Here is a 23,393-nt window from a genome sequence, read left to right on the forward strand (position 1 = left end):
CCCCAGGCCCTCAAGTTATCGATGAAAGGAAATCCGGTGGCACAGAAGGTTCAGGTCCTTCTTGTCGACGACCTCGACGGCGGCGAGGCGGACGAGACCGTGACGTTCGCGCTGGACGGCAAGACGTACGAGATCGATCTCACCACCGCGAATGCGGACAAGCTCCGTGGCCTTCTCGAGCCTTACGTGAAGGGCGGCCGGCGTACCGGTGGCCGTGCCGCGGGTGGCCGTGGAAAGGCGCGCGCCGCATCCGGTGGCAGCCAGGACACCGCGCTGATCCGTGCCTGGGCCAAGGAGAACGGTCACGAGGTCAACGACCGAGGTCGTGTTCCCGCGGCCATTCGCGAGGCCTACGAGAAGGCCAACGGCTGAGCGCACGCGCGTGACAGCCTTACTCGGTGGCATTGCGCTGCCATCGTGTCGACGAGTCGTACGAGATCAGGGGCGCCCCCAACGCCCCCCACGGCCGACAATTTCGGCAGCGAGGCCTCGACCTCGCACCCCGGCTCGGGGGGCCGCAGCCATACGGCGGCCCCCTGCAAGGGACCGGGCAGCGGTGTTCTTCCCGCGGCCCCCGCCGGCCCTTGCGGCCCTGTCGCCCCGAATTCCGGAGGCGACGGCGCGTCCATGAGAGCGCCCGCGCCTAGCGCCACCAGATCCAGCGCCAGCGCGCCCCACTCCAGCCAGTCCAGCAGCCCCGGCAATTCCTCCGCGCTGCCCGCCGCCACCAGCAGCCGCATCCTCTCGCCCTGCACCGCCACCGGAGAGCCCGGCCCCAGCCGCCGCAGCGCCGCGAAGCCCGCCTCGACCGGCACGTCCAGGACGTCGAAGCGCAGGCCCACGGAAAGTCGTAGTGGAGTGCCTGTTGTGGCTGCTGTGCCAGGTGTTCCCGGTGTTGGGGGTGTCCCGGGCACTGTCTGCCACCCCAGTTCGTTCTCGTACCACCGACGGACCTGATCGCTCGGATCTACCTGATCGAGCGGCCGGCGGGGAGAGGGGAGCGTGGGACTTGTCGGGCCTGTGCCAACCATGCCAAGCGCAACCGTCCAAGAGGCGTGCGAGTTACGCTGGGTGGTCCGGTGAATGCGCAGAGTGTCGAAAGTGGGGGCGCTCGGTGGAGTCGGGTGGCGCAAGGTTGTTCGCCCATAGCGGAGGGAACCGGGCTGAGCGGCATGGAGTGTCAGTCCGTACGGGTAAGACATCCCTAGTGGGAGGGGGCGACACGCAGAAATGGCCGTCTCACGTTCGCCATCGGCGTACTGATGGTGGGGGTAACTGCCTGGCCTGCGGGAACATCGTCTCGCACCATCGGGTTGGAGCAGATGTCGGCGTTCGGGGTCAGGAGGCCAAGGACATGGTGTCGGCAGTTGGAATGAGCGGTCCCCGCTTGCGGGACTAAGCTGCGGAAGGACAGGGAGGGGAGCGTCCCCTTACTGCCTGACCGCTCTGAGGAGCGATTAACGATGTTCGAGAGGTTCACCGACCGCGCGCGGCGGGTTGTCGTCCTGGCTCAGGAAGAAGCCCGGATGCTCAACCACAACTACATCGGCACCGAGCACATCCTCCTGGGTCTCATCCACGAGGGTGAGGGTGTCGCCGCTAAGGCCCTGGAGAGCCTCGGGATTTCGCTCGAGGCGGTCCGCCAGCAGGTGGAGGAGATCATCGGGCAGGGGCAGCAGGCCCCGTCCGGGCACATCCCCTTCACCCCCCGTGCCAAGAAGGTCCTGGAGCTGTCGCTCCGCGAGGCCCTTCAGCTGGGCCACAACTACATCGGCACGGAGCACATCCTGCTCGGCCTGATCCGTGAGGGCGAGGGCGTCGCCGCCCAGGTCCTGGTCAAGCTGGGCGCAGATCTCAACCGGGTGCGGCAGCAGGTCATCCAGCTGCTCTCCGGTTACCAGGGCAAGGAGACCGCCACCGCCGGCGGCCCTGCCGAGGGCACCCCCTCGACGTCCCTGGTTCTCGACCAGTTCGGCCGGAACCTCACCCAGGCCGCTCGTGAGTCCAAGCTCGACCCGGTCATCGGGCGCGAGAAGGAGATCGAGCGGGTCATGCAGGTGCTGTCCCGCCGTACCAAGAACAACCCGGTCCTCATCGGTGAGCCCGGCGTCGGTAAGACGGCGGTTGTCGAGGGACTGGCTCAGGCGATCGTCAAGGGCGAGGTGCCTGAGACGCTGAAGGACAAGCACCTCTACACGCTTGACCTCGGCGCGCTGGTCGCCGGCTCCCGCTACCGCGGTGACTTCGAGGAGCGCCTGAAGAAGGTCCTCAAGGAGATCCGCACCCGCGGCGACATCATCCTGTTCATCGACGAGCTGCACACGCTGGTCGGTGCCGGTGCCGCCGAGGGCGCCATCGACGCCGCGAGCATCCTCAAGCCGATGCTGGCCCGTGGTGAGCTGCAGACCATCGGTGCGACCACGCTGGACGAGTACCGCAAGCACCTTGAGAAGGACGCGGCCCTCGAGCGCCGCTTCCAGCCGATCCAGGTGGCGGAGCCTTCCCTCCCCCACACGATCGAGATCCTCAAGGGCCTGCGCGACCGCTACGAGGCCCACCACCGCGTCTCCATCACGGACGAGGCCCTGGTGCAGGCGGCGACGCTCGCCGACCGCTACATCTCGGACCGCTTCCTGCCCGACAAGGCGATCGACCTGATCGACGAGGCGGGCTCGCGGATGCGCATCCGCCGGATGACCGCGCCGCCGGACCTGCGCGAGTTCGACGAGAAGATCGCCGGTGTCCGCAGGGACAAGGAGTCCGCGATCGACTCGCAGGACTTCGAGAAGGCCGCCTCTCTCCGTGACAAGGAGAAGCAGCTCCTCGCCGCGAAGGCCAAGCGGGAGAAGGAGTGGAAGGCCGGCGACATGGACGTCGTCGCCGAGGTCGACGGCGAGCTGATCGCCGAGGTCCTCGCGACCGCCACCGGCATCCCGGTCTTCAAGCTGACCGAGGAGGAGTCGAGCCGCCTGCTGCGTATGGAGGACGAGCTCCACAAGCGGGTCATCGGCCAGAAGGACGCCGTCAAGGCGCTCTCGAAGGCGATCCGCCGTACGCGTGCCGGCCTCAAGGACCCGAAGCGTCCAGGTGGTTCGTTCATCTTCGCCGGTCCGTCCGGTGTCGGTAAGACCGAACTCTCCAAGGCCCTCGCCGAGTTCCTCTTCGGTGACGAGGACGCGCTGATCTCCCTCGACATGTCGGAGTTCAGCGAGAAGCACACGGTCTCGCGTCTCTTCGGTTCGCCCCCCGGATACGTGGGCTACGAAGAGGGCGGCCAGCTGACGGAGAAGGTGCGGCGCAAGCCGTTCTCGGTGGTCCTCTTCGACGAGGTCGAAAAGGCGCACCCGGACATCTTCAACTCGCTGCTCCAGATCCTGGAGGACGGTCGCCTGACCGACTCCCAGGGCCGGGTCGTGGACTTCAAGAACACGGTCATCATCATGACGACCAACCTCGGCACCCGGGACATCTCCAAGGGCTTCAACCTGGGCTTCGCGGCCACGGGTGACACGAAGTCCAACTACGAGCGCATGAAGAACAAGGTCTCGGACGAGCTCAAGCAGCACTTCCGCCCCGAGTTCCTCAACCGCGTCGACGACGTGGTCGTCTTCCCGCAGCTGACGCAGGACGACATCCTCAAGATCGTCGACCTGATGGTCGGCAAGGTCGACGAGCGCCTCAAGGACCGGGACATGGGCATCGAGCTCTCCCATGCCGCCAAGGAGCTGCTGTCCAAGAAGGGTTACGACCCCGTCATGGGCGCCCGTCCGCTGCGTCGCACGATCCAGCGCGAGATCGAGGACACGCTCTCGGAGAAGATCCTCTTCGGCGAGCTGCGCCCCGGTCACATCGTGGTCGTCGACACGGAGGGCGAGGGCGACGCCGCGACCTTCACCTTCCGCGGTGAGGAGAAGTCGGCACTGCCCGACGTCCCGCCGATCGAGCAGGCGGCCGGCGGAGCCGGACCGAACCTGAGCAAGGAGGCGTGACCCTCCGGGGTTGAGCCGATGAAAGGGGCCGGTGCTTTTCAGCACCGGCCCCTGTCGCATGCCCTGACGACTTACGACAGCTGGCCGTCGTAGTCCGGGAGCTTGTACGTCTTCTCGGCGTGGCCGCCCGAGAGGTCGGTGGCGCTGTTCCCGATGTTCGCGATGATCGTGTAGCCCTTGGACTCGATGTCGACGCGCTGGGCGGTCTTGTAGGCGGCGACGTCCTTGAAGAGGTCGATCAGGTTGCGGACGTAGAGGCCGTCGACTTCGTAGCCGACGTGCTCCAGGTTGTACTCGGTGGGCAGGTAGATGATGCCCGGGCGGGCGGTCACGAAGAAGAGGTCTACGCCGTGCTCCTGGGCGTACTTGGCGACCTCCAGGACCGGCTTGTTGGCCGGCTGCGGGTAGCTGAAGCCGAAGTCGGTCTCCAGGGTGGTGTTGTCGATGTCGAAGACGATCGCCTGCTTCTCGCCCGGCTTGGTGGCGGCGATGCGCTGCTTCAGGTACGGGAGCGCGTCGTTCATCACCGTCTGGCAGTCCGCCTGCCAGGTGGCGTAGTCGACGTCTTCGGCGGCGGCTGCGGCGGTGGCGGAGCTGGTGGCCGTCGCGGCCTGGGCGCCGGTGGGGACGGCCATCGCTGTGACGGCGACCGCGGCGACGGCGGTCATGCCTATGCGGCGCGTCCAGGTGCCTGTCGTCATGTGTGGGGGTCCTCTCGCGGGATCCGTGCGCTGCCGGGTGTCGGGGGGATGTTCCTTGGCGAGGGTTGCGTGAGAGGAAACTCTAGGGTTACTGGAGGGTAGTTCAGCTAGAGAGGTGCGTCACACCACTCCGTACGCCGTGGTGATGGTGGGGGTTACGGGGAGGGGTGCGAGGACGTCTTCCGGTACGGAGGTCACGTCCCGGGCGAGGGTGATACCGACCGTGCGCAGATTGGGGAAGAGATCCGGGATGCGTGAGATGTCCTCGGTGCCCCGGAAGTTGGCCAGCCACAGCGTGGTGATGCCGGGCAGCGGAGGGTAGCCCAGGCCGGGAGCCTGCCAGTTGACGCGCAGATCCTCGAGCTTGGGAAGGCGGGCGATCTCCTCCCAGTCCTCGGAGGAGAGTTTCGTGAGCGGGCTGAACAGGCCCAGGTGGTTCAGCGAGCGCATTCGGTGCAGGCCGCGCAGGCCCGTGTACGTGATGGCGTTCTTGGTGAGGCGCAGACCGCGCAGTGGCAGTTCCGGGAGAGCGGCGTCTAGGGACTCGGCCCCCAGCGCCATGCCGAGGTGGAGCTGCTCCAGGGTCGCCGAGCCGGCGAGCACGGCCAGGGCGCCCGGTCGCTCCAGACCGTGCATGTAGTCCAAGGACAGTGTGGACAGGGGCAGTCGGGCCAGCGGCGTGAGGTCATACACACCATGGCAATTGGTGAACTCCAGAAAAGTCAGCCTGTGCAGCGATGACAGGCAGCTCAGGTCGCGGAGCTTGTTGTTGTCGCCGATGACGAGTTTGTTCACCTTGTCGGACGGCAGAGCGGTTCTCATTTCGGCGGGGTCGATGTCCCCGGCGAGCTGAAGAGCCTTCCTGCCACCCAGCTCGTGCAGAAAACGTAGGTGTTCCCGCGAGTGCGCGGTGAAGTAGAGCCCATCCTCTTGTAGATGGGCGACGACCTCCTGACCGTACTTCCGTGTCGCGAACCGCTTCCAGGTCCAGATGAGTTGGGCGCGTACGTCCACGCTTGGATGGGAGCTGAACCGGGCCAGCACCGGCAGCGCGGCCTCCGTCCCGATCAGCGACGCCGTGATGACCACCGCCCGGGCCTCCGCGTCGGTCAGCCCCTCCGGGCCGGGCAGCAGCTCCAGGGCGAGCGGGCCTACAGAGGCCAGGGCGCGGGCCTCCTCGGTCGTCCGTGGCGGGATCAGCGCGGCCGCGTTCCGCTCGACGGCTGCTCGCACCGTCGGGTCGAGCTGCGTCGCGTGCTCCAGGGACGCGAGGGCGAGGAGTCGTACGCGCGTCCCTTGGGCCCCCTCCAGATGCTCGGCCGACTCGCTCAAGTCCCGCAGCAGCTCGGCCCGTTCACGCGGCCGCGCATGCGCCACCGCCATCCGGAAGACGTCCGCCCACTGTTCGTCCGCGGCACCCCGCACCAGTAGGCCGAAGTCGCCGTCCTCCACCGCGGCCTTGGCGCCGAGGTAGTCCTGGAAGGTGCGGTGGACGAACTCCACTGTCCCGGCGGTGGGTTCGCGGAGCAGGCCGCTGCGGATGAGGAGGTGGCGCAGGATCGCGGTGGCGTCGCCCTGGGAGGAGGCCGCCGGGAGGGACGGGAGGACGTCGGCGATGATGCGTTCGGCGCGGTCGCGGTCCATTTCGGACTGGTTGTTGCGGATCAGCCAGTACGCGAGGCGCTGGAGCAGCTGGATCTGGGGGAGTTCGCTGAGGTGGACGCCGTCGTCGTCGAGGCCGCCACGGGTGTACATGTCCCGTTCCTCGTCGCGGCGGGACAGCAGCATCGACAGGGCGGCGTCGTACAACTCCTGGCGGCCGTGCGGGAGATAGCCGCGCCGGTCGCGGTGCAGGGCGCAGATCAGGCCGCACATCAGGGGGTTGGTGGCGAGGCGGCCGAGGTCGGGCTTGGTCTGGACGGCGTCGAGGAGGGTGCGCTCGTAGCCGTCGAGGCGTTCCAGCTCCGCCTCCGGTGCGTCCGTGCGGGCCGCGGTGTGCCAGCGGGCGACGAACGCGGTCACGTCGTCCCGGCTCATGGGGGTGAGCGCGAGTTCGGTGAAGCCGTCGGGGGCGAGCCAGTCCTCACGTACGGCGGAGGGGCGGGAGGTGACCAGCCACTGGTTGCCGGGGTAGACGTCGAGCAGGTCGCGCAGCCAGCGGCGGGTGCGCTCCCGTTCGCGCTCGGGGATCTCGTCGATGCCGTCGACGAGGAGCAGGCCGCGGCGGGCGCCGAGCACCCGGTCCGCCCAGCCGGCGGGTTGGGTGGCGTGGAAGGGGACGCGTACGGCGGCCAGGAAGGCGTCCGGCGCGGGGAGGCCGTCGGGGCGGCGGACGAGGGTGCGCAGGGGGAGGACGAAGGGGATGCGGTCGCCGCGCTCGCCGCGGGACGCGGTCACCGCGAGCCACTGGACGAGCGTGGTCTTGCCGGAGCCGGCGACCCCGCGCAGCAGCACCAAGTCGTGCTCGGCGAGGGCCTGTTCGGCGGGCAGCGTGGCCGCGGCGGAGGCGATGCGCAGACCGCCGGGGCCGGTCGTGTCGTCGTCCTCGGCGGGGCCCAGCGCCTGGAGGCTGAGGTAGGCGGCGTCGAGGGGCCAGCGGTCGGGGGTGTTGGCCAGGTCGATGCCGTAGATGGTCAGTTGGCTGTGCTTGGTGGCGACGTAGGCGAGGTAGCGCTGTTCGAAGACGGGGTCGGTGCCGCCGGTGGGCGGGGTGCGGGCGATCAACTCGTCGATCTTCGCTATGAGTTCGCGCTGGCGGCGGGTCTGCTCGACGAGGGTGCGGGCCACGAAGGTGGAGCGCTGGGTGAAGAAGTGCAGGATGTGCAGGCAGGCCGTGGTGAGCAGGCTGCCGAAGAAGAGACTCTCGTCGAAGGAGAGGGCCCGGTCCATGTTGCCGCTCGCGTGGCGGAGGGCGTCGGCCAGGTACTCGGGACCGAGCTCCACCGCCTGTACGTCCGTCATGGTGAGGTTGCCGAGCGCGAACAGACTGTCGGCCAGGGCGAAACAGACGGCTTCCTCCGCGTCGGTGGAGATGGCCCGCTCGCCGCCCTTCAGCGCGCGGCGGACCAGCTCGGCGGAGAGTTTCTCCAGGTCGGCGTAGGTGAGGGTGCTTTTCTCACCCTTGAAGGAGACATAGCCCGAGATGCGGACCGGCTTGTCCACCAGCCCGGCGCCGGATCCCTCGGCGACGAACAGCTTCCTGACAAGCGGCGTGACCACGCTCGACGCCAACTTGACGCCTGCGGCAGCCGGTTCCATAGATGCTCCCCCGTGGGCATGACGGCTTTCCCGACCAGCGTACGCAGCGGCGCACGCAAACTCGCGTCGCCCTCAGAGCAGTTGACGGAGATGACCCGGGGCTACGCTTGAGAGATGGCGGGGGTCGAGGGGACGCGGGCGCGTGCGGAGTACGTCGCTGACGTGGCGTGGCTGGTGATCGCCCTGGTGCTGTTGGCGCTGGCCGCCTTCTTCGTGGTCGGGGGTGTGTACGGGCTGGGCCTTGCGGGGCGGCAGGAGAGCGTCACGCTCACCGAGTGCCGGCGGGACAACGGGCGGGGCGGCGAGAAGGTCGAATGCGTCGGGATCCCCTACGAGTCCAACGCGTCCCAGGAGTCCCACGCGTCCTACGCCGTGAAGGCCGACCGGTCCGACTGGAACGGGGACGTCGTGTCCGTCGTAGAGCTGCCCTGGGGTACGCACCAGGTCGTGGCCTCGCGGGGTGCGTCCATGTGGATCGGGTATGTGTTCCTGGCCCTGTTCGTGCTCGCCGGGGTCGGATTGCCGGCCTGGGTGGTGTGGTGGCGGTTTTGGCGTAGTCCCCGTCACATTCGCGGAGCCCCGGATCTTGGCGGCCGGTGACATGCCGCACAGGCGATTTGTCCGTTACTAGGGCGGGTAGTGGAGAGGGCGTTTCGGGCAAAAAGGACTTATGTCCTAGAATCCCTGGCCCTGTTTCTGCATCCTGGGTGGATTCATGCGGGATGAGCTGGATGGGGCTTCTGTCAAGAAGCGGGAAGTTTTGGGGTCAAGTACTAGGTTCCGTCGTAGAACGCGGCTTTTGGTGTCTGGGGGAGTCGGGGTTACCAAGGGATGCGCCATCCGGTGGGTGTCCGTCCGCCGGGTGGTTTCTCTGTCCCCGTCCCAATGAGGTTTCGATGTCCCAGCGCTTCACGTCCCGCTCCTTCCGCACGTCCCCGCTCCGCATGCGTGCCGCCGTCCTGGCCGTTGGCCTGGGGGCGTCGGTCGTACTGGGGGCCGGGGTCGCGAACGCCGCCGGCACCACCGCCGTCACCGCCACGCCCGTCACCGCCAAGACCGCCGCGGCGAAGACGGCCGCCTCCTGGGTCGACCCGGTGAAGAAGTACACGCTCTCCGCTGCCTTCAATCAGGCCGGCAGCATGTGGCAGTCCACCCACTCCGGTCAGGACTTCGCCGTGCCGAGCGGCACCAAGGTCGTGGCCGCGCACGGCGGCACGGTCGTCAAGGCCGGCGGCAACGGCGCCGGTGACGGGTCCGCGTACGGCAATGCCATCGTCATCAAGCACAGCAGCGGTACGTACTCCCAGTACGCCCACCTCTCGAAGATCAAGGTGAAGGTCGGCCAGGTCGTCGCCACCGGGCAGAACATCGCCCTGTCCGGCAACACCGGCAACTCCAGCGGGCCGCACCTGCACTTCGAGATCCGTACGACCGCGAACTACGGCTCCGCGATCGACCCCGTCGCGTTTCTGCGGGCCAAGGGTGTGACCGTCTAAGAGGCGTGGTCGGTCAAGACGCCTGATCGTCGGGCGTCTTCGAGCCGCCGTGCGCCCTGGTGATCAGGTCGGTCGCGACCTCCAGGACCGCCTTGCGCTTCTGCTCGGCGTCGCCCTCCAGGTCCTGGAGCACGAACATGCCGGCGTGCATCGTGAACAGGGCGCTGATGCAGCGGACCTGGTCGACCAGGTCGGCGTCCGGGTCGATGATGATGTCGCGCATGCCCATCATGCGGTTCTTGAACATATGGCCGATGCTCAGGTCCCGTACGGTCGCCTGGTTCTCCTGCATGAAGCGGAACAGGGGAGCCGCCTCGGTCAGGGCCTCGCTGTAGCGCCGTACGATGTCCTGCTTGGTCGCCAGGGTGTGCGGCTGCTGCTTGCCCCACTCGATCAGGTCCTCGATCGGCTTCGTCAGGTCCTCGAAGAGGCTGACGATGATCTCTTCCTTGGTCTTGAAGTGGTAGTAGAGCGCCGCCTTGGTGACGTCCAGGCGCTCGGCGATCTCGCGCAGGGACGTCTTCTCGTAGCCCTGCTCGGCGAAGAGTTCGAGGGCCACGTCCTGGATGCGCTGGCGGGTGTCCCCGCGGCGTCGCTGCTTGGTGCCGTCCATGGTGCCGCCCATCCTCGTACTCCTCGGCTTTCCAAGAAACTTACTTGACGCCCGGCTAGTTACGCCTCTACCTTCCTCAGTGTAGACAACTAGCCGGGCGTCAAGTAAGTAGCGGAGCTGGGGGAGTGGGAAAGATGGCGGACACAGAGACCGTCACGCCGGATGCGGCGGGGGCGGCGGACGTAGAAGAGAAGCAGCCGAAGAGCGTGCGGGTCGTTCTGCTCGCGCTGATGATCACGATGATGCTCGCGATGCTCGACAACATGATCGTGGGCACGGCGATGCCGACGATCGTGGGTGAACTGGGCGGGCTTGAGCACCTGTCGTGGGTCGTGACCGCGTACACGCTCGCCACCGCGGCCTCCACTCCGCTGTGGGGCAAGCTCGGTGACATGTACGGGCGCAAGGGCGCCTTCATGACCTCGATCGTGATCTTCCTGATCGGGTCGGCGCTCAGCGGTATGGCCCAGGACATGGGGCAGCTGATCGGGTTCCGGGCGATCCAGGGCCTCGGCGCCGGTGGTCTGATGGTCGGCGTCATGGCGATCATCGGTGACCTCATTCCGCCGCGGGAGCGCGGTAAGTACCAGGGCATGATGGCCGGCGTCATGGCGCTCGCGATGATCGGCGGACCGCTGGTCGGCGGCACCATCACCGACAACTGGGGCTGGCGCTGGTCCTTCTACATCAACCTGCCGCTGGGTGTCGTGGCGCTCGCCGCGATCAGTGCGGTGCTGCATCTGCCGAAGAAGCGGGCGCAGGCGCGGATCGACTACCTCGGTGCCGGGCTGCTGACCGTCGGCATCACCTCCATCGTGCTGGTCACCACGTGGGGCGGTTCGGAGTACGCGTGGAGCTCCGCCCGCATCATGGAGCTCATCGCGATCGGTGTCGCCTCGCTCGTCGGGTTCGTGTTCTGGCAGACCAAGGCCGCCGAGCCGGTCGTGCCGCTGCACATCTTCCGCAGCCGGAACTTCACGCTGATGGCGATCATCGGCTTCATCACCGGGTTCGTGATGTTCGGTGCGACCCTCTTCCTGCCGCTGTACCAGCAGTCCGTGCAGGGCGCGTCCGCGACCAACTCCGGGTTGCTGCTGCTGCCGATGCTCGGTGCGATGCTCGTGACGTCGATGATCGCGGGGCGGGTGACCACGAACACCGGGCGGTACAAGATCTTCCCGGTCGCCGGTGGGCTGCTGATGGTCGTCGGGCTGTATCTGCTGTCGCTGATGGACACCGACACGAGCCGGTTCACGTCCGGTGTGTACATGGCTGTCGTCGGGCTCGGTATGGGCTGCCTCATGCAGATCACCATGCTGGTCGCGCAGAACAGCGTGCAGATGAAGGACATGGGCGTCGCGTCGTCGACCTCGACCCTCTCCCGTACGCTCGGCTCCTCCTTCGGTGTCGCGATCATGGGTGCGCTGTTCAATCACCGGGTGCAGGACGTCATGGCCGAGCGGGCCGGGGCGGTGGGGTCGAAGATCACCGAGCAGTCCGCGCAACTGGATGCGGCGAGTCTGGCGAAGCTGCCGGCGGTGGCTCGGGAGGCTTATCAGCATGCGGTGTCCGCAGGGACGCATACGGCGTTTCTGCTGGGGGCTGCGGTGGCTGCGATCGCGTTGGTGGCGGCGGTGTTCGTGAAGGAGGTTCCGCTGAAGGGGGCGGGGTCGGCTGCGCCTACGCCTGACGGGGACGCGGTGAGTGAGGTTCCCTCGAAGGGGAGTGTGGCGGAGACCGTCTGATTGTGCGGGATTCCGTAGTGAGCTGAAGGCCCCCGGCTGGTGTCCGCCCCGGGGGTCTTCGCTTTTGGGTTCTTCGCCCGGCGGGGGCGATCTCAACCTGGGTCGGTATCGCGAGGTGCGTGTCACCATCGGTCGCATGGAGAAGGTGCGGCAGTTGCGGCTGGCCAAAGACGCCATGGATCGGGACTGGGCCGATCCGGCGCTCGATCTGGATGCCGTTGCCGCGTACGCCGGGTACTCCCGGTATCACTTTGTACGGGCCTTCAAGGCGGCGTACGGCGAGACGCCCGGGCAGTATCTGTCGCATCGGCGGATCGAGCGGGCCGAGGATCTGCTGCGTACCGCGAATCTGTCCGTGACGGAGATCTGTCATCTCGTCGGGTTCAGCAGCCTGGGGACGTTTTCGGCGCGGTTCAAGGCGTTGACCGGGCTGACGCCGACCGAGTACCGGGCTAAGCATGTGGGGCGTGGGACCGCTCTCATACCTGGGTGCTACGTCATGCACTGGGCCGGCGGCTTCAGGTCCGCCTCCGGTGGAACAGAGCGCAATTCTGGAGAAGCGGACTGACAGTGCCGCCGCCTACGGTGACATGGCAAGCGCGAACGGCAGTCGACAGGAGCACGCCATGATCAAGGGTCTCGCCATCTCTACCGTCTGGGTCCTTGACCAGGACCGGGCCAAGGAGTTCTACACCGAGAAGCTGGGCCTTGAGGTCCGTACGGACATGACGATGGGTGAGGGCGGCATGCGCTGGCTCACCGTCGGTTCCCCGAACCAGCCCGACGTCGAGCTCACGCTGATGCTGCCGAACGGGCCCGGGATGGACCCCGAGTCCGCCGAGATGATCAGGAAGCTGGTGTCCAAGGGGGCACTCGGCGCGGGCGTGCTGACCACCGACGACATCCACGGCGACTACAAGAAGCTCAAGGACCGCGGCGTGGAGTTCCTGCAGGAGCCGCATGAGCGTCCGTACGGTACGGAGGCGCTGTTCCGCGACGACTCCGGGAACTGGTTCTCCTTCACCCAGCCGCGCGAGGGCGGCCTCGACCCGGCGCAGGACTGGGCTTGCTGACAGCTCCGGCTCTCGCGTGCCTCTACGGCAGCATCGGGTAGCTTCCCGTGTTCGTCGGCGCGTGTTCCGGTAGCCACAGGACCGCCACCGCGCCCTCCGCCGGTATGTGTTCCGGTGCGCCCGCCGGGCGTACGTTGCGGAAGGTCAGGCGGGCGCCCAGGACCCGGGCCTGGCCTGCCGCGATGGTCAGGCCGAGGCCGTGGCCGTGGCCGGAGCGGTCGCTGCTGCCGGTGCGGAAGCGGCTCGGGCCGTCCGCGAGGAGTTCTTCGGGGAAGCCGGGGCCGTGGTCGCGGACGCGGATGACCCGGCCCTCGACGGAGACCTCTATCGGCGGCTTGCCGTGCCGTGCGGCGTTGGCCAGCAGGTTGAACAGGACGCGTTCCAGGCGCCGCGGGTCGGTCGTGACCATCGACTCGTGGACCACCTGTATCCGGGCGGCCGGGTCCTTCGCCGTGACCCGGCGGGTGACGAACTCGCCCAGCAGTATGTCCTGCAACTCCGCCCGCTCCGAGGCGCTGTCCAGCCGCGCGACCTCCAGGACGTCCTCCACGAGCGTGCGCATGGCCTTCGCCCGGTCCAGGACCAGCTCCGTCGGGCGACCCGGCGGCAGGAGTTCGGCGGCGGTGAGCAGGCCGGTCACCGGTGTGCGCAGTTCGTGCGCGATGTCGGCCGTGACCCTGCGTTCCGCCTCAAGGCGCTGCTGCAGCGTGTCCGCCATCGCGTCCACCGCCCGTGCGAGGTCGTCGGTCTCGTCCCGTACGACCCCGCCGATGGCGTCCCGCACCCGTACGTCCGTCTCGCCCCTGGCGACCTGGTTCGCCGCGGCCGCCGCCTTCCGCAGTCGCCGCGAGAACTGCCCGCCGATGAGCACGCCGAGCGCGCTGCCGCCGAGGACGACCGCGATCGAGCCGATGATCAGGGCCTGGTCGAGGTCCTTGAGGATGTCCGCGCTGCGGTAGGTGAATCCGGTGTGGACGGAGAGGATCCTGCCGTCCTTGGCCGGCACGGCCGCCCATATGTCGGGCGAGCTGCCCCCGTTGTCGGTGACATAGGTCGCCCGCCGCCCCTGTTCGACCTTCGCCCGCAGCGCCGCCGGCAGCCGCGGGTCGTCGATCTTGACGTCGGGGAAGTTGGGCCGGGTGGACAGCTCGTAGTTGCGCTGGGCGATCCGGACGCGTTCGTCCGCGAGTTCACGTGCGTTGTCCAGCATCGAGACCCGGGCGGCGTTGTGCACGACCAGGCTGAGCGCGATCGCCACCAGCGCGCCGACCAGCGCGATGGCCGCGCTGAGCTTCCATCTGAGTCCGGTGCGGATGCCCGTGAGCTCCATCCGGGTCGGCATCAGGCGCCGTACGCGCCGAGAGTTCTCCCGCATACCCCGCCGTATCCCCCGCTCAGGCCTTCAACTTGTAGCCGAAGCCGCGGACCGTCTCGATGCGGTCCTGGCCGATCTTCGTACGCAGTCGCTGCACATGGACGTCGACGACGCGCGTGTCACCGCCCCAGCCGTAGTCCCACACGCGCTCCAGGAGCTTGTCGCGGGAGAGCACGGTGCCGGGCGCCGAGGAGAACTCCAGGAGCAGCCGCATCTCGGTCGGCGTCAGCGCCACCGGCCGACCCGCCTTGCGTACCTCCATGCCCTCGGTGTCGATCTCCAGGTCGCCGAAGGTCAGCACACCGCCGGCCACCGGGGCGGCCGTCTCGTCCGCGCGGTCGCCGCCGCTCGCGTGGCCGAAGCGGCGCAGCACAGCGCGGATGCGCGCGACCAGGACCGCGCCGTCGAACGGCTTCGTCACGTAGTCGTCCGCGCCCGCCTCCAGGCCCAGTACGACGTCGATCGAGTCGGCGCGCGCCGACAGCATGATCACCGGCACGGTCGACTCGTCCCGGATGCGCCGGCACAGGCTCACGCCGTCCAGGCCGGGAACCATGACGTCCAGGAGCGCGATGTCGGGGCGGTCCGCCCGGAACGCCTCCAGGCCCGACAGCCCGTCGGGCATCGCGGTCACCGCGAAGCCGTCCCGCTCCAGGGCGAGTTGGGTGGCCTCACGGATGACGTCGTCGTCCTCGACGAACAGGACATGGGTCTGGTCTGCCATCCCGCTGCTCTCAGTCTTTGTCTTTGGTCGTTGTGGGGGTCTCGTCGGGTGGTGCGTCTGTGCGTGGTGCGTATGTACGTCGGTTGTACATCGGTTCTCGTGGGGCGTTCGGTTCACGTGACGCGTTCAGTTGGTGTCCGGCACCGCCGACGCGTCGCCGCCGACCGCGTTGCTGTAGTCGTGATGCGTCCGGTACTCCTCGGCGAAGCGGCCCGCGACCCAGCGGTACGTGATCACGTCCTCGCTCGACGGGCTCGACACCGGGTCGCCCTTCTCGTACACCTGCTTGGTCACCACCAGGTCGCCGCGGTCTATGTCGGAGTAGACCGGCGGCTCCTCGGCCCGGAACACGTTCTTGTACGTGCCGTTCTGCTCGCGGTACACATACGAGCCGATACCGATCGCTTCGCCGCAGCTCAGGACGTTGACGACCACGTCGCTCGCGACCCCGCCGGTGAGATTGCCGTAGAACACGTCGACCGGGTAGTCCTTGCCGCACGGCTTCAGCTCGCGCTTGACCGCCGCGGAGACCTGCGGGTCGGCCATGACGAGCTTGACCGCGTTCACGCGGTCCAGGGTGGCGGAGGGGGAAGGGGTGGGGGACGGCGTCGCCGCGGCGCCCTCCACCGTCGATGCCGACGCGTGTGCCGCGCCCTCGTCGCGGGTGCCGGTGCCGCCGGTGGAGCAGGCGCTGACGAAAAGGGCGACGGCGGCGAACACGGCCCCTGCCGTGATCACCGCCTGAAAGGTCACCCGGGCCCGGTTGGGCCCAGCGCCGGTTAGGCCGCGCAACGCTCCCGCTCCTCACGCTCCAGCGCGCGTGCGTCCAGATCGCGGCTCTCCAGCTCCTCGCGGAGCCGGGCGAGCGCCCGGTGCAGCGTGCTCTTGACCGTTCCGGCCGACATGCCGAGTGCGGCGGCCGTCTCCTCCGTGGACATCTGCTCCCAGTGTCGCAGTACGACGACGCTGCGCTGCTTGGGGGCGAGCACCTTCATGATGTCCATCAGGAGTTCGCGGTCCGCGTGCTGGTCGGTGGAGTCGTCGACGCACGCGTCCGGGAGCTGCTCGGTGGGCACTTCCTCCAGCTTGCGCGCCCGCCACCACTCGGTCCGGGTGTTGATCATCACGCGGCGCAGGTAGGCGTCGGCGAGCCGCTTGTCGGCTATACCGTCCCAGCGGCCGTACGTCCGTACCAGCGCCGTCTGGAGCAGGTCCTGGGCGTCCACCGGGTCCGGGACCAGGCGGCGGGCGCTGCGCAGCAGCGCGTCCTGCCGGGTGCGGACGTACTCCTCGAACTCAAGCACCTCGGCCACCTCGCCCTGCGCCATGATCAACCGCCTCCATCCCCGTTTCCGACCCGCCCGCTGCCGGCGCCACTGCCCGTGGTCTGTAGCTGTCGCGCCCCCGTCGGGCACAGAACCGAAGCTACGGAGGGGTTGTCACGGGCCTGTGCGGAGCAGCCTGCGAGAAACGCTCGGCTGTCCGTCGGTTGTGTAACGGAAGTAGGAGCGGGCTAAAGAGACTGGGTGGATGGGGTGGGAATGGGGCGGTTTGGGTGGGCGGTGGTGGCTGTGAGGAAGCCCGTACGGCTGTGACTTTCCTGTACGTCGGGTCAGCGGGAGGTCGTGTGGCTGGTCGGCGGGACGCTTTGCATCAGGTCAGCGGAAGCCGGTATCGGCCGTCCGGCAGAGGTTCGACCAAGCCGTCGGCCACCAGGCCGTCCAATGCGCGGGCCCGCTGGACCGGTTCGTGCCACACGCGGTCCAGAGCCGCCTGCGGTACGGGGGTGTGTGCCTCGCGGAGTACGGCCAGCAGCTTGCCGCGGACCTGGCGGTCGGTGCCCGCGTAGGTCTGGCCGCGGCGGGGCGGGCCCTCGTGCTCCGGCTTGCCCGCGAGCTGCCAGGCGCACTGGGCGGCGATCGGGCAGCGCTGGCACGTCTCGTTCTTGGCCGTGCAGACGAGCGCGCCCAGTTCCATCGAGGCGGCGGCCCAGCGGGCGGCGGTGCCCTCGTCCTCCGGGAGCAGGGCGCGGGCGAGTTTGCGTTCGGCGGCGGTCGTGGCGTTCGGGGGGTACTGGACGCCGGTGACCGCTCGGGCGAAGACGCGGCGGACGTTCGTGTCCAGGACGGGGTGCCGCTGGCCGTAGGCGAAGGAGGCTACGGCCGCGGCCGTGTACTCGCCGATGCCGGGGAGGGCGAGGAGCTGGGCGTGGTCGGTGGGTACGTCGCCGCCGTGCCGTTCCGTTATGGCGACCGCGGCGCCGTGCAGACGTAGGGCGCGGCGGGGGTAGCCGAGGCGGCCCCAGGCCCGTACGGCCTCGCCCGGGGCCTCCTTGGCGAGGTCGGCGGGGCGGGGCCAGCGGGCCAGCCACTGTTCGTAGACCGGGAGGACGCGGTTGACCGGGGTCTGCTGGAGCATGAACTCGCTGACCATCACGCCCCAGGGGCCGGCCTCCGGGCGTCGCCAGGGGAGGTCGCGGGCGTGTGCGTCGAACCAGGCGATCACGGGGGTGTGGAGGGGGTCGCCGAGGGCGCGGTCGGAGGGGGTGTGTGTGGGCGCAGTCATGGCGTTCCGATCCTGCCATGCGGGGGCGGGGGTGTGTGCGATGTGCCGTGCGCGTCCTGGTTGTGCGGTTCCTTGTAGGGGCAGGCGTGGTCCGGTGCGGGGCGGCTGGCTGACGCTGCGTCGCCGCGCGGCCTCCGCCCTGTGGGGGTGCGCGTAGCGCCTTGCGGTTCGTCGTGGGTCGGGGCCGCGCCGGGGTATCCGTCCTCGGTCTGGCGCGGAATCGGCTGCTCACCAACATGCCGGTGTTGACACGCCATCCGCTGCGGGCGGACACCCCCCCCGGCACGTCCCCTTCCCGCCGTACGCGGCTTTCGGGCCGTCCCGGGGGCGCGGATGGGCGTCCTGGTCTGCCCCGGTGCCGGAATGATGATCCGGAAAAGTTGAGATCGGGGCGGCGGGTGGGGCAAGTTCGTGTGCCGATCTCTCGTACAGTTTGCGCCGTGGGATCTCTGCGCAATCCGGTCGGGCCGCTTCCCTCCTCCATCTACTGGCGACGGAGGGTTGTAATGCTGTCTGTGGTCGCGGTGTTGGCGCTGCTGGTCACCTGGGTCGTCAACTCCGGTGGCGGAGGCGGTAGCAACGACGCGGACGGCTCCAACGGGAAGAATCCCGTCCCCTCCACCATCACGCCCGGGCCGTCCGATTCCGGGCCCGCCATCAGTCAAGCCCCGGGCGGGCGTGACGAGTCGAGCGATGGCGGCAGCAGTGGTAGCGGTAGTGGTGGTGGTAGCAGTAGCGGTGGGGAGTCGAGTGGGGCCGGGGAATCCGGTGGGACCTCTGGCTCCGGTGATGGGGTCAACGGGGACGGTGGGGGTACGGGGGACACGCTGCCGGCGAATTCGACCCTGCCCAACTGCACGGCCGGCGTTGTCACTTTGAGTGTGCGGAGTGCTCGTAACACGTATGCGCCTGGTGAGACGCCCACTCTTGAGTTGACGGCCAAGAACTCGTCCGGGAGTGACTGCAAGGTTGATCTCGGGCCCAAGAGTGCGGTGGTGACGATCACTCAGGCCGGGAGCAGTGATGACTTCTGGGCTTCCGACGACTGCCCCAAGGGAGCCGGCAGTCTTCTGTACCGGGTGTCCGCGGGTGCCGGTGTTACGTACGCCGTGGAGTGGGACCGCAAGCCGAGTGCGCCGGAGTGTGCCACGCCTCCGGCGGGGGTGGCCGGGGCGGGGACTTATCTGGTTGAGGTGAAGACAGCCGGGTTTGGCAAGGTGCAGACGTCGTTCGTGTTGGAGAACGACTAGACGTAACGCTCCAGGATTGACGATTCCGCCAGGCGGGAGAGGCCTTCCCGGACGCTTCGGGCGCGGGCCTCGCCTACGCCGTCCACCGTCTGGAGGTCGTCGACGCTCGCGGCCAGCAGTTTTTGGAGGCCGCCGAAGTGTTCGACCAGGCGGTCGATGATCGCGCCGGGGAGGCGGGGGACCTTGGCCAGGAGGCGGAATCCGCGGGGGGAGACCGCCGAGTCGAGGGCCTCGGGGGAGCCGGTGTAGCCCAAGGCTCGGGCCACTGTGGGCAGTTCGAGGAGTTCCGCGTGGGAGAGGGCGTCGAGCTCGGCTAGGGCCTCGTCCACAGTGCGGGAGCGTTTGGCGGTGGGCTCGGGGACGTAGTCGCGGACCACGAGTTCGCGCTCTGGTTCCACGCCTGCGATCAACTCGTCCAGCTGGAGGGCCAGGAGACGGCCGTCGGTGCCCAGTTCGACCACGTATTCGGCGATTTCGGTGGCGATGAGGCGGACCATTTCGAGGCGTTGGACCACTGCGGAGACATCGCGGACCGTCACCAGGTCCTCGATCTCCAGCGCTGACAACGTTCCCGCGACCTCGTCCAGGCGGAGCTTGTAGCGCTCCAGGGTCGCCAGGGCCTGGTTGGCGCGGGAGAGGATCGCCGCCGAGTCCTCCAGGACGCGGCGCTGGCCGTCGACGTAGAGCGCGATCAGGCGCATCGACTGGGAGACCGAGACGACCGGGAAGCCGACCTGTTTGCTGACGCGGTCCGCGGTGCGGTGGCGGGTGCCTGTCTCCTCTGTGGGGATCATCGGGTCGGGGACCAGTTGGACGCCCGCGCGGAGGATCTTTGAGAGGTCCGAGGAGACGACGATGCCGCCGTCGAGCTTGCACAGCTCGCGCAGGCGCGTCGCTGTGAACTCGACGTCCAGGACGAAACCGCCCGTGCACATCGCCTCTACGGTCTTGTCGGAGCCGAGCACGATGAGCCCGCCCGTGTTGCCGCGGAGAATCCTCTCCAGGCCGTCGCGCAGGGCCGTGCCGGGTGCCACGGCGCTCAATGAGGCGCGCATCAGGCCATCGGCACCGGAGCTCCCGCCGGACTTTCCGGGAGCTGACGCCCGGTCGTTGGCTGCCACTGCACTCCTCCGGTCGCGGGTTCTGGGACGCTCCCGTTTCGCACACTCGGTTCGTACGGACGGGCGAGACCAGGGCAAAGTCTACCGGCGGTCCTCGTCGTCCCGTGGGGCCTCTCGGCGACGCGAGCGTGGAAGGACCCTCAGGGCGTCCCCTATGTCCGCGACTTCCAGGACCTTCATACCGTCGGGGATCTTGCCCGGGTCGCCCGGAACCAGGGCGTGTGTGAAGCCCAGACGGTGTGCTTCCGAGAGCCTGCGCTGGACGCCCGTGACCCGTCTGACCTCGCCCGCGAGGCCGACCTCGCCGATCGCGACCAGGTTCTTGGGGAGGGGGGTGTCGCTGGCCGCGGAGGCCAGCGCGAGGGCGATGGCCAGATCTGCCGCCGGTTCCGAGAGTTTTACTCCGCCGACCGTCGCCGAGTAGATGTCCCGCTTGCCCAGGGCGCTGATCCGGCCCCGCTGCTCCAGGACCGCGAGCATCATCGAGACGCGGGAGGTCTCCAGGCCGGAGGTGGTGCGGCGGGGGGAGGGGATCTGGGAGTCGACGGTGAGGGCCTGGACCTCGGCCACCAGCGGCCGGCGGCCCTCCAGAGTCACGGTCAGGCACGTGCCGGGGACCGGCTCGGCGCGGCGGGTCAGGAACAGGCCGCTCGGATCGGCGAGGCCCGTGATGCCCTCGTCGTGCAGCTCGAAGCAGCCGACCTCGTCCGTCGCGCCGTAGCGGTTCTTGACGCCCCGTACGAGACGCAGGCGCGCGTGGCGGTCGCCTTCGAAGGACAGGACGACGTCCACCAGGTGTTCCAGGAGGCGGGGGCCCGCGATGGCGCCGTCCTTGGTGACATGGCCCACCAGGAGGGTGGACATGCCGCGCTCCTTGGAGGCGCGGATCAGGGCGCCGGCGACCTCGCGGACCTGGGCCATGCCGCCGGGCGCGCCGTCGATCTCGGGGGAGGCGACGGTCTGGACCGAGTCGAGGATCAGGAGGGACGGCTTCACCGCGTCCAAGTGGCCGAGCACGGCGGACAGATCGGTTTCCGCTGCGAGGTAGAGGTGGTCGTCGATCGCCTTGATGCGGTCGGCGCGCATGCGGACCTGGCTGGCCGACTCCTCGCCCGTGACATAGAGCGTGCGATGTTCGTCACTCGCCGACTTGGCCGCCACGTCGAGCAGGAGCGTCGACTTGCCGACGCCGGGTTCGCCCGCGAGGAGGACCACCGCACCGGGGACCAGCCCGCCGCCCAGGACACGGTCCAGCTCGGGCACACCGGTCGAGCGGGCCGTCGCCTGGCGGCCGTCCACCTGGCCGATGGGCACGGCGGAGGTGGTGACCCGCCCCGGCGTCGTCGTACGGACAGCGGGCGCGCCGTACTCCTCGATCGTCCCCCAGGCCTGGCACTCGGGGCAGCGACCGAGCCACTTGGCCGTCTGCCAGCCGCACTCGGTGCAGCGGTAGGACGGCCGGTCCTTCGTGGTCTTCGTACGGGCAGCCATGGGGAAGACCGTAGTCGCCGCCACTGACAACGCTGACCGCCGGCAGTCACACCCCTCGTGAACCAGCCACGCCCCGTCAGGAACGAGCCACGAAATCGCGGGTTCCTGTCCCCTATTGAGGGATCGTTTCACCCGTACGGATTAAAAGTGTTCAAGGTGGAGGAAGGGGCCATCTCACGCCGCCTACGGTCCACGGATGATGAGCAGCAGTCCGGAGACATCGACCCGCACCACCGGCGCACATCGGGCGCACCGGGAGGCGCGTGATCGTGCTGCCGCGCGCACTCTGGCGCAGCGGCCACCCGCGCGCTACGAGCCCTATCTGGACGGCGTGTTCACGTACTGCCTGTCCGTGCTGTGCGACCACGACGCGGCGACCGCCGCCCTCGGTGACGTCCTCGCGCTCGCCGAGCGGCGCGGTCAGCGTGGCCCCGAGGCGGCCGGCGACCGCAGGGCCTGGCTGTACGCGCTGGCCCGCTGGGCCTGTCTGCGCAAGCTGGCCGAGGCCAAGCAGAAACGTCAGGGCACGCACGCCGCCCACCCGGGGGGCCGCCACGGCGGCGACCGGCAGCGGGCCGCGCAGCCCACCGGGCCCGCCGTCTCCGAGGACGTCCAGGAGCAGCGCCGGCGCGAACTGGCCCTGCTCGCCTGGCCGGAGGCCGCCGGCACCACCCCCGAGCAGCGCGAGGCGCTCGAACTCGCCGTGCGCCACCATCTCGCCGCCCACGAGGTCGCCGCGGTCCTCGGTATGGAACTCGCCGCCGCCCGCGAGCTGCTGGCCTCCGCGGCCTGCGAGGTCGAGCGCACGCGCGCGGCGCTCGCCGTCGTCGAGACCGGCAGCTGCCCCAGCGTGGCCCGGCTGACCGGCGACAACCAGCTCGTCCTCAGCACCACCCTGCGCCGCGAGCTCGTCCGGCACGTCGACGACTGCCCGCGCTGCCGTCGTACCGCCGAGCGCGCGGTCCCCGGCTGCTGGCCCGGCGCCGGTGTCACCGGCGTCACACCCGCCGAGCTGCACGTCCTGGAGGCCCCGCGCGCGGCCCTGCACGCCGCCATGGCGTACCTCCCACGCGCGCGTGGCATGGCCGCCCCGCGCTTCGACCGGCGCGGCTTCCCGATGGACCCCAAGGACCGCGCCGCCCGACGGGACCGCCTACGCGCGCGTGCCGTCACGACGACCGTCGTCGCCACCGTAGTAGCGGCGCCCGTGCTGGCCCTGTGGGCCGCCTACCGGGGCGCCCCGCTGGCCGGCGAGGGCGAGCGGGTGAGCGGCTCGGCCACCGCGAGCGAGACCCACGGCACCGGCGACCTCGGCGGCGCTGCGGCGGGTGACGACTACGAGAACGCCGGAAACGCCAGCACCAGGCCCGACCGGTTCGCCGACGGCAACAAGCCGGACGTCTCCGTGGAGGTCGTCAGTGTCGCGGGCGCAGGCCAGAAGGGCGCCGGACGCCTGGACGTGGCGGCCGACAACAGCGGCGACACCACGCTCATCACCCTGACCGCCTCCGGATCCGCCCCGGTCCACTGGTCCGCGACCACGGGCGCCGCCTGGCTCTATCTCAGCAAGTCCTCGGGAACGCTCAGACCCGGCGAATCGTTCACGATCAAGGTGTACGTCGACCATCTGCGCGAGCCCTCCGGGTACTGGAGCGCACACGTGGCGATCTCACCCGCCGGCGCCGTCGTCTCCATCGAGGGGTACGGCACGGCACCCAGCCCCTCCGACCCCGGCCCCAGCAGCCCGGGCACCCCCGCGGACCCGCCCCCCTCGTCCGGCCCGGACCCGACGCCCACGCCCACGGCGCCCACCGAGCCGACGCCCTCGGACTCCACGCCCTCCGACCCGACCGACCCGACGCCGAGCAACCCGCCCTCGTCGCCCGAGCCGGAACCCCCGCCCGCCGACCCGCCCCCATCCGAACCGGCGGACTCGTCGCCACCGCCCAGCGAGAGCGGCGACCCGAGCCCGTCAGTGTCGTAGACGTAGCA

At 69.2% G+C, this 23,393-nt stretch carries 20 protein-coding genes; 9 read left to right on the forward strand and 11 right to left on the reverse strand.

Going from position 1 to position 23,393, the window contains the following annotated elements; genetic code table 11:
* Window positions 1–36: 36 nt before the first annotated feature.
* Complete coding sequence (locus AC5DRG_RS30435) at window positions 37–372, forward strand: histone-like nucleoid-structuring protein Lsr2 (RefSeq protein WP_491802653.1); 336 nt, start codon at window positions 37–39, stop codon at window positions 370–372.
* Here AC5DRG_RS30435 and AC5DRG_RS30440 read toward each other — a convergent pair.
* The gene (locus AC5DRG_RS30440) at window positions 351–1,031 is read right to left on the reverse strand and encodes an SCO3374 family protein (protein ID WP_491802654.1); all 681 of its coding nucleotides are present in this window, start codon (window positions 1,029–1,031) and stop codon (window positions 351–353) included. The two genes, AC5DRG_RS30435 and AC5DRG_RS30440, sit on opposite strands and share 22 nt — an antisense overlap.
* A 432-nt stretch (window positions 1,032–1,463) precedes the next feature.
* Between AC5DRG_RS30440 and AC5DRG_RS30445 the strand changes: the two genes are divergently transcribed.
* A complete protein-coding gene (locus AC5DRG_RS30445) occupies window positions 1,464–3,989 on the forward strand; it encodes an ATP-dependent Clp protease ATP-binding subunit (protein WP_491802655.1) in 2,526 nt (841 codons plus the stop codon).
* 71 nt (window positions 3,990–4,060) lie between these two features.
* Here the strand turns inward: AC5DRG_RS30445 and AC5DRG_RS30450 are convergent, their stop codons facing one another.
* Together AC5DRG_RS30450 and AC5DRG_RS30455 are read right to left on the reverse strand one after the other, a co-directional pair.
* Entirely contained in the window at window positions 4,061–4,690 is a 630-nt protein-coding gene (locus AC5DRG_RS30450; protein WP_491802656.1) for an HAD family acid phosphatase, read from the reverse strand.
* Between the two features lie 120 nt (window positions 4,691–4,810).
* Window positions 4,811–7,948 (reverse strand): NACHT domain-containing protein, encoded by a 3,138-nt coding sequence (locus AC5DRG_RS30455; RefSeq protein WP_491802657.1) that lies wholly within the window; start codon window positions 7,946–7,948, stop codon window positions 4,811–4,813.
* Between the two features lie 114 nt (window positions 7,949–8,062).
* Between AC5DRG_RS30455 and AC5DRG_RS30460 the strand changes: the two genes are divergently transcribed.
* Both AC5DRG_RS30460 and AC5DRG_RS30465 read left to right on the forward strand, forming a co-directional pair.
* Window positions 8,063–8,548 (forward strand): hypothetical protein, encoded by a 486-nt coding sequence (locus AC5DRG_RS30460; RefSeq protein ID WP_491802658.1) that lies wholly within the window; start codon window positions 8,063–8,065, stop codon window positions 8,546–8,548.
* A 296-nt stretch (window positions 8,549–8,844) separates the two neighbouring features.
* Complete coding sequence (locus AC5DRG_RS30465; protein WP_491802659.1) at window positions 8,845–9,444, forward strand: M23 family metallopeptidase; 600 nt, start codon at window positions 8,845–8,847, stop codon at window positions 9,442–9,444.
* 13 nt (window positions 9,445–9,457) lie between these two features.
* Here the strand turns inward: AC5DRG_RS30465 and AC5DRG_RS30470 are convergent, their stop codons facing one another.
* Window positions 9,458–10,069, reverse strand: coding sequence for a TetR/AcrR family transcriptional regulator (locus tag AC5DRG_RS30470; protein ID WP_491802660.1), 612 nt, complete (start codon window positions 10,067–10,069; stop codon window positions 9,458–9,460).
* Window positions 10,070–10,191: 122 nt separating this feature from the next.
* On the opposite strand from AC5DRG_RS30470, the gene AC5DRG_RS30475 reads away from it, so the two are divergent.
* The 3 genes from AC5DRG_RS30475 to AC5DRG_RS30485 all read left to right on the forward strand — a co-directional run bounded on the left by AC5DRG_RS30475 (window position 10,192) and on the right by AC5DRG_RS30485 (window position 12,875).
* Window positions 10,192–11,802, forward strand: coding sequence for an MDR family MFS transporter (locus AC5DRG_RS30475; protein WP_491802661.1), 1,611 nt, complete (start codon window positions 10,192–10,194; stop codon window positions 11,800–11,802).
* Window positions 11,803–11,938: 136 nt separating this feature from the next.
* Window positions 11,939–12,370: a helix-turn-helix transcriptional regulator gene (locus AC5DRG_RS30480; protein WP_491802662.1), complete on the forward strand. Its 432-nt coding sequence runs from the start codon at window positions 11,939–11,941 to the stop codon at window positions 12,368–12,370.
* Between the two features lie 58 nt (window positions 12,371–12,428).
* Complete coding sequence (locus AC5DRG_RS30485; RefSeq protein ID WP_491802663.1) at window positions 12,429–12,875, forward strand: VOC family protein; 447 nt, start codon at window positions 12,429–12,431, stop codon at window positions 12,873–12,875.
* Between the two features lie 22 nt (window positions 12,876–12,897).
* Here AC5DRG_RS30485 and cseC read toward each other — a convergent pair whose 3' ends face one another.
* The 5 genes from cseC to AC5DRG_RS30510 all read right to left on the reverse strand — a co-directional run bounded on the left by cseC (window position 12,898) and on the right by AC5DRG_RS30510 (window position 17,539).
* A complete protein-coding gene (gene cseC / locus AC5DRG_RS30490) occupies window positions 12,898–14,250 on the reverse strand; it encodes a two-component system sensor histidine kinase CseC (RefSeq protein ID WP_491802665.1) in 1,353 nt (450 codons plus the stop codon).
* 19 nt (window positions 14,251–14,269) lie between these two features.
* Entirely contained in the window at window positions 14,270–14,974 is a 705-nt protein-coding gene (cseB, locus tag AC5DRG_RS30495) for a two-component system response regulator CseB (RefSeq protein WP_491802666.1), read from the reverse strand.
* 126 nt (window positions 14,975–15,100) lie between these two features.
* Window positions 15,101–15,766, reverse strand: a complete 666-nt coding sequence (locus tag AC5DRG_RS30500; protein WP_491802667.1) for a hypothetical protein — start codon at window positions 15,764–15,766, stop codon at window positions 15,101–15,103.
* Complete coding sequence (locus AC5DRG_RS30505; protein WP_491802668.1) at window positions 15,754–16,302, reverse strand: SigE family RNA polymerase sigma factor; 549 nt, start codon at window positions 16,300–16,302, stop codon at window positions 15,754–15,756. Before AC5DRG_RS30505 ends, AC5DRG_RS30500 begins: the two co-directional genes overlap by 13 nt.
* A gap of 325 nt (window positions 16,303–16,627) precedes the next feature.
* Window positions 16,628–17,539, reverse strand: coding sequence for an HhH-GPD family protein (locus AC5DRG_RS30510; protein ID WP_491802670.1), 912 nt, complete (start codon window positions 17,537–17,539; stop codon window positions 16,628–16,630).
* A 440-nt stretch (window positions 17,540–17,979) separates the two neighbouring features.
* Here AC5DRG_RS30510 and AC5DRG_RS30515 point away from each other — a divergent pair, with 440 nt between their 5' ends.
* Window positions 17,980–18,789, forward strand: coding sequence for a hypothetical protein (locus tag AC5DRG_RS30515; RefSeq protein WP_491802671.1), 810 nt, complete (start codon window positions 17,980–17,982; stop codon window positions 18,787–18,789).
* Here the strand turns inward: AC5DRG_RS30515 and disA are convergent.
* Complete coding sequence (disA, locus tag AC5DRG_RS30520; protein WP_491802672.1) at window positions 18,786–19,910, reverse strand: DNA integrity scanning diadenylate cyclase DisA; 1,125 nt, start codon at window positions 19,908–19,910, stop codon at window positions 18,786–18,788. The two genes, AC5DRG_RS30515 and disA, sit on opposite strands and share 4 nt — an antisense overlap.
* A gap of 81 nt (window positions 19,911–19,991) precedes the next feature.
* On the reverse strand, window positions 19,992–21,401 hold the full coding sequence (gene radA / locus AC5DRG_RS30525; protein WP_491802673.1) for a DNA repair protein RadA: 1,410 nt from the start codon (window positions 21,399–21,401) through the stop codon (window positions 19,992–19,994).
* 196 nt (window positions 21,402–21,597) lie between these two features.
* Here radA and AC5DRG_RS30530 point away from each other — a divergent pair, with 196 nt between their 5' ends.
* Window positions 21,598–23,385 (forward strand): BACON domain-containing protein, encoded by a 1,788-nt coding sequence (locus AC5DRG_RS30530; protein WP_491802674.1) that lies wholly within the window; start codon window positions 21,598–21,600, stop codon window positions 23,383–23,385.
* Window positions 23,386–23,393: the final 8 nt, after the last annotated feature.

The sequence above is a fragment of the Streptomyces sp. JLBG701 genome (genome assembly GCF_058544905.1).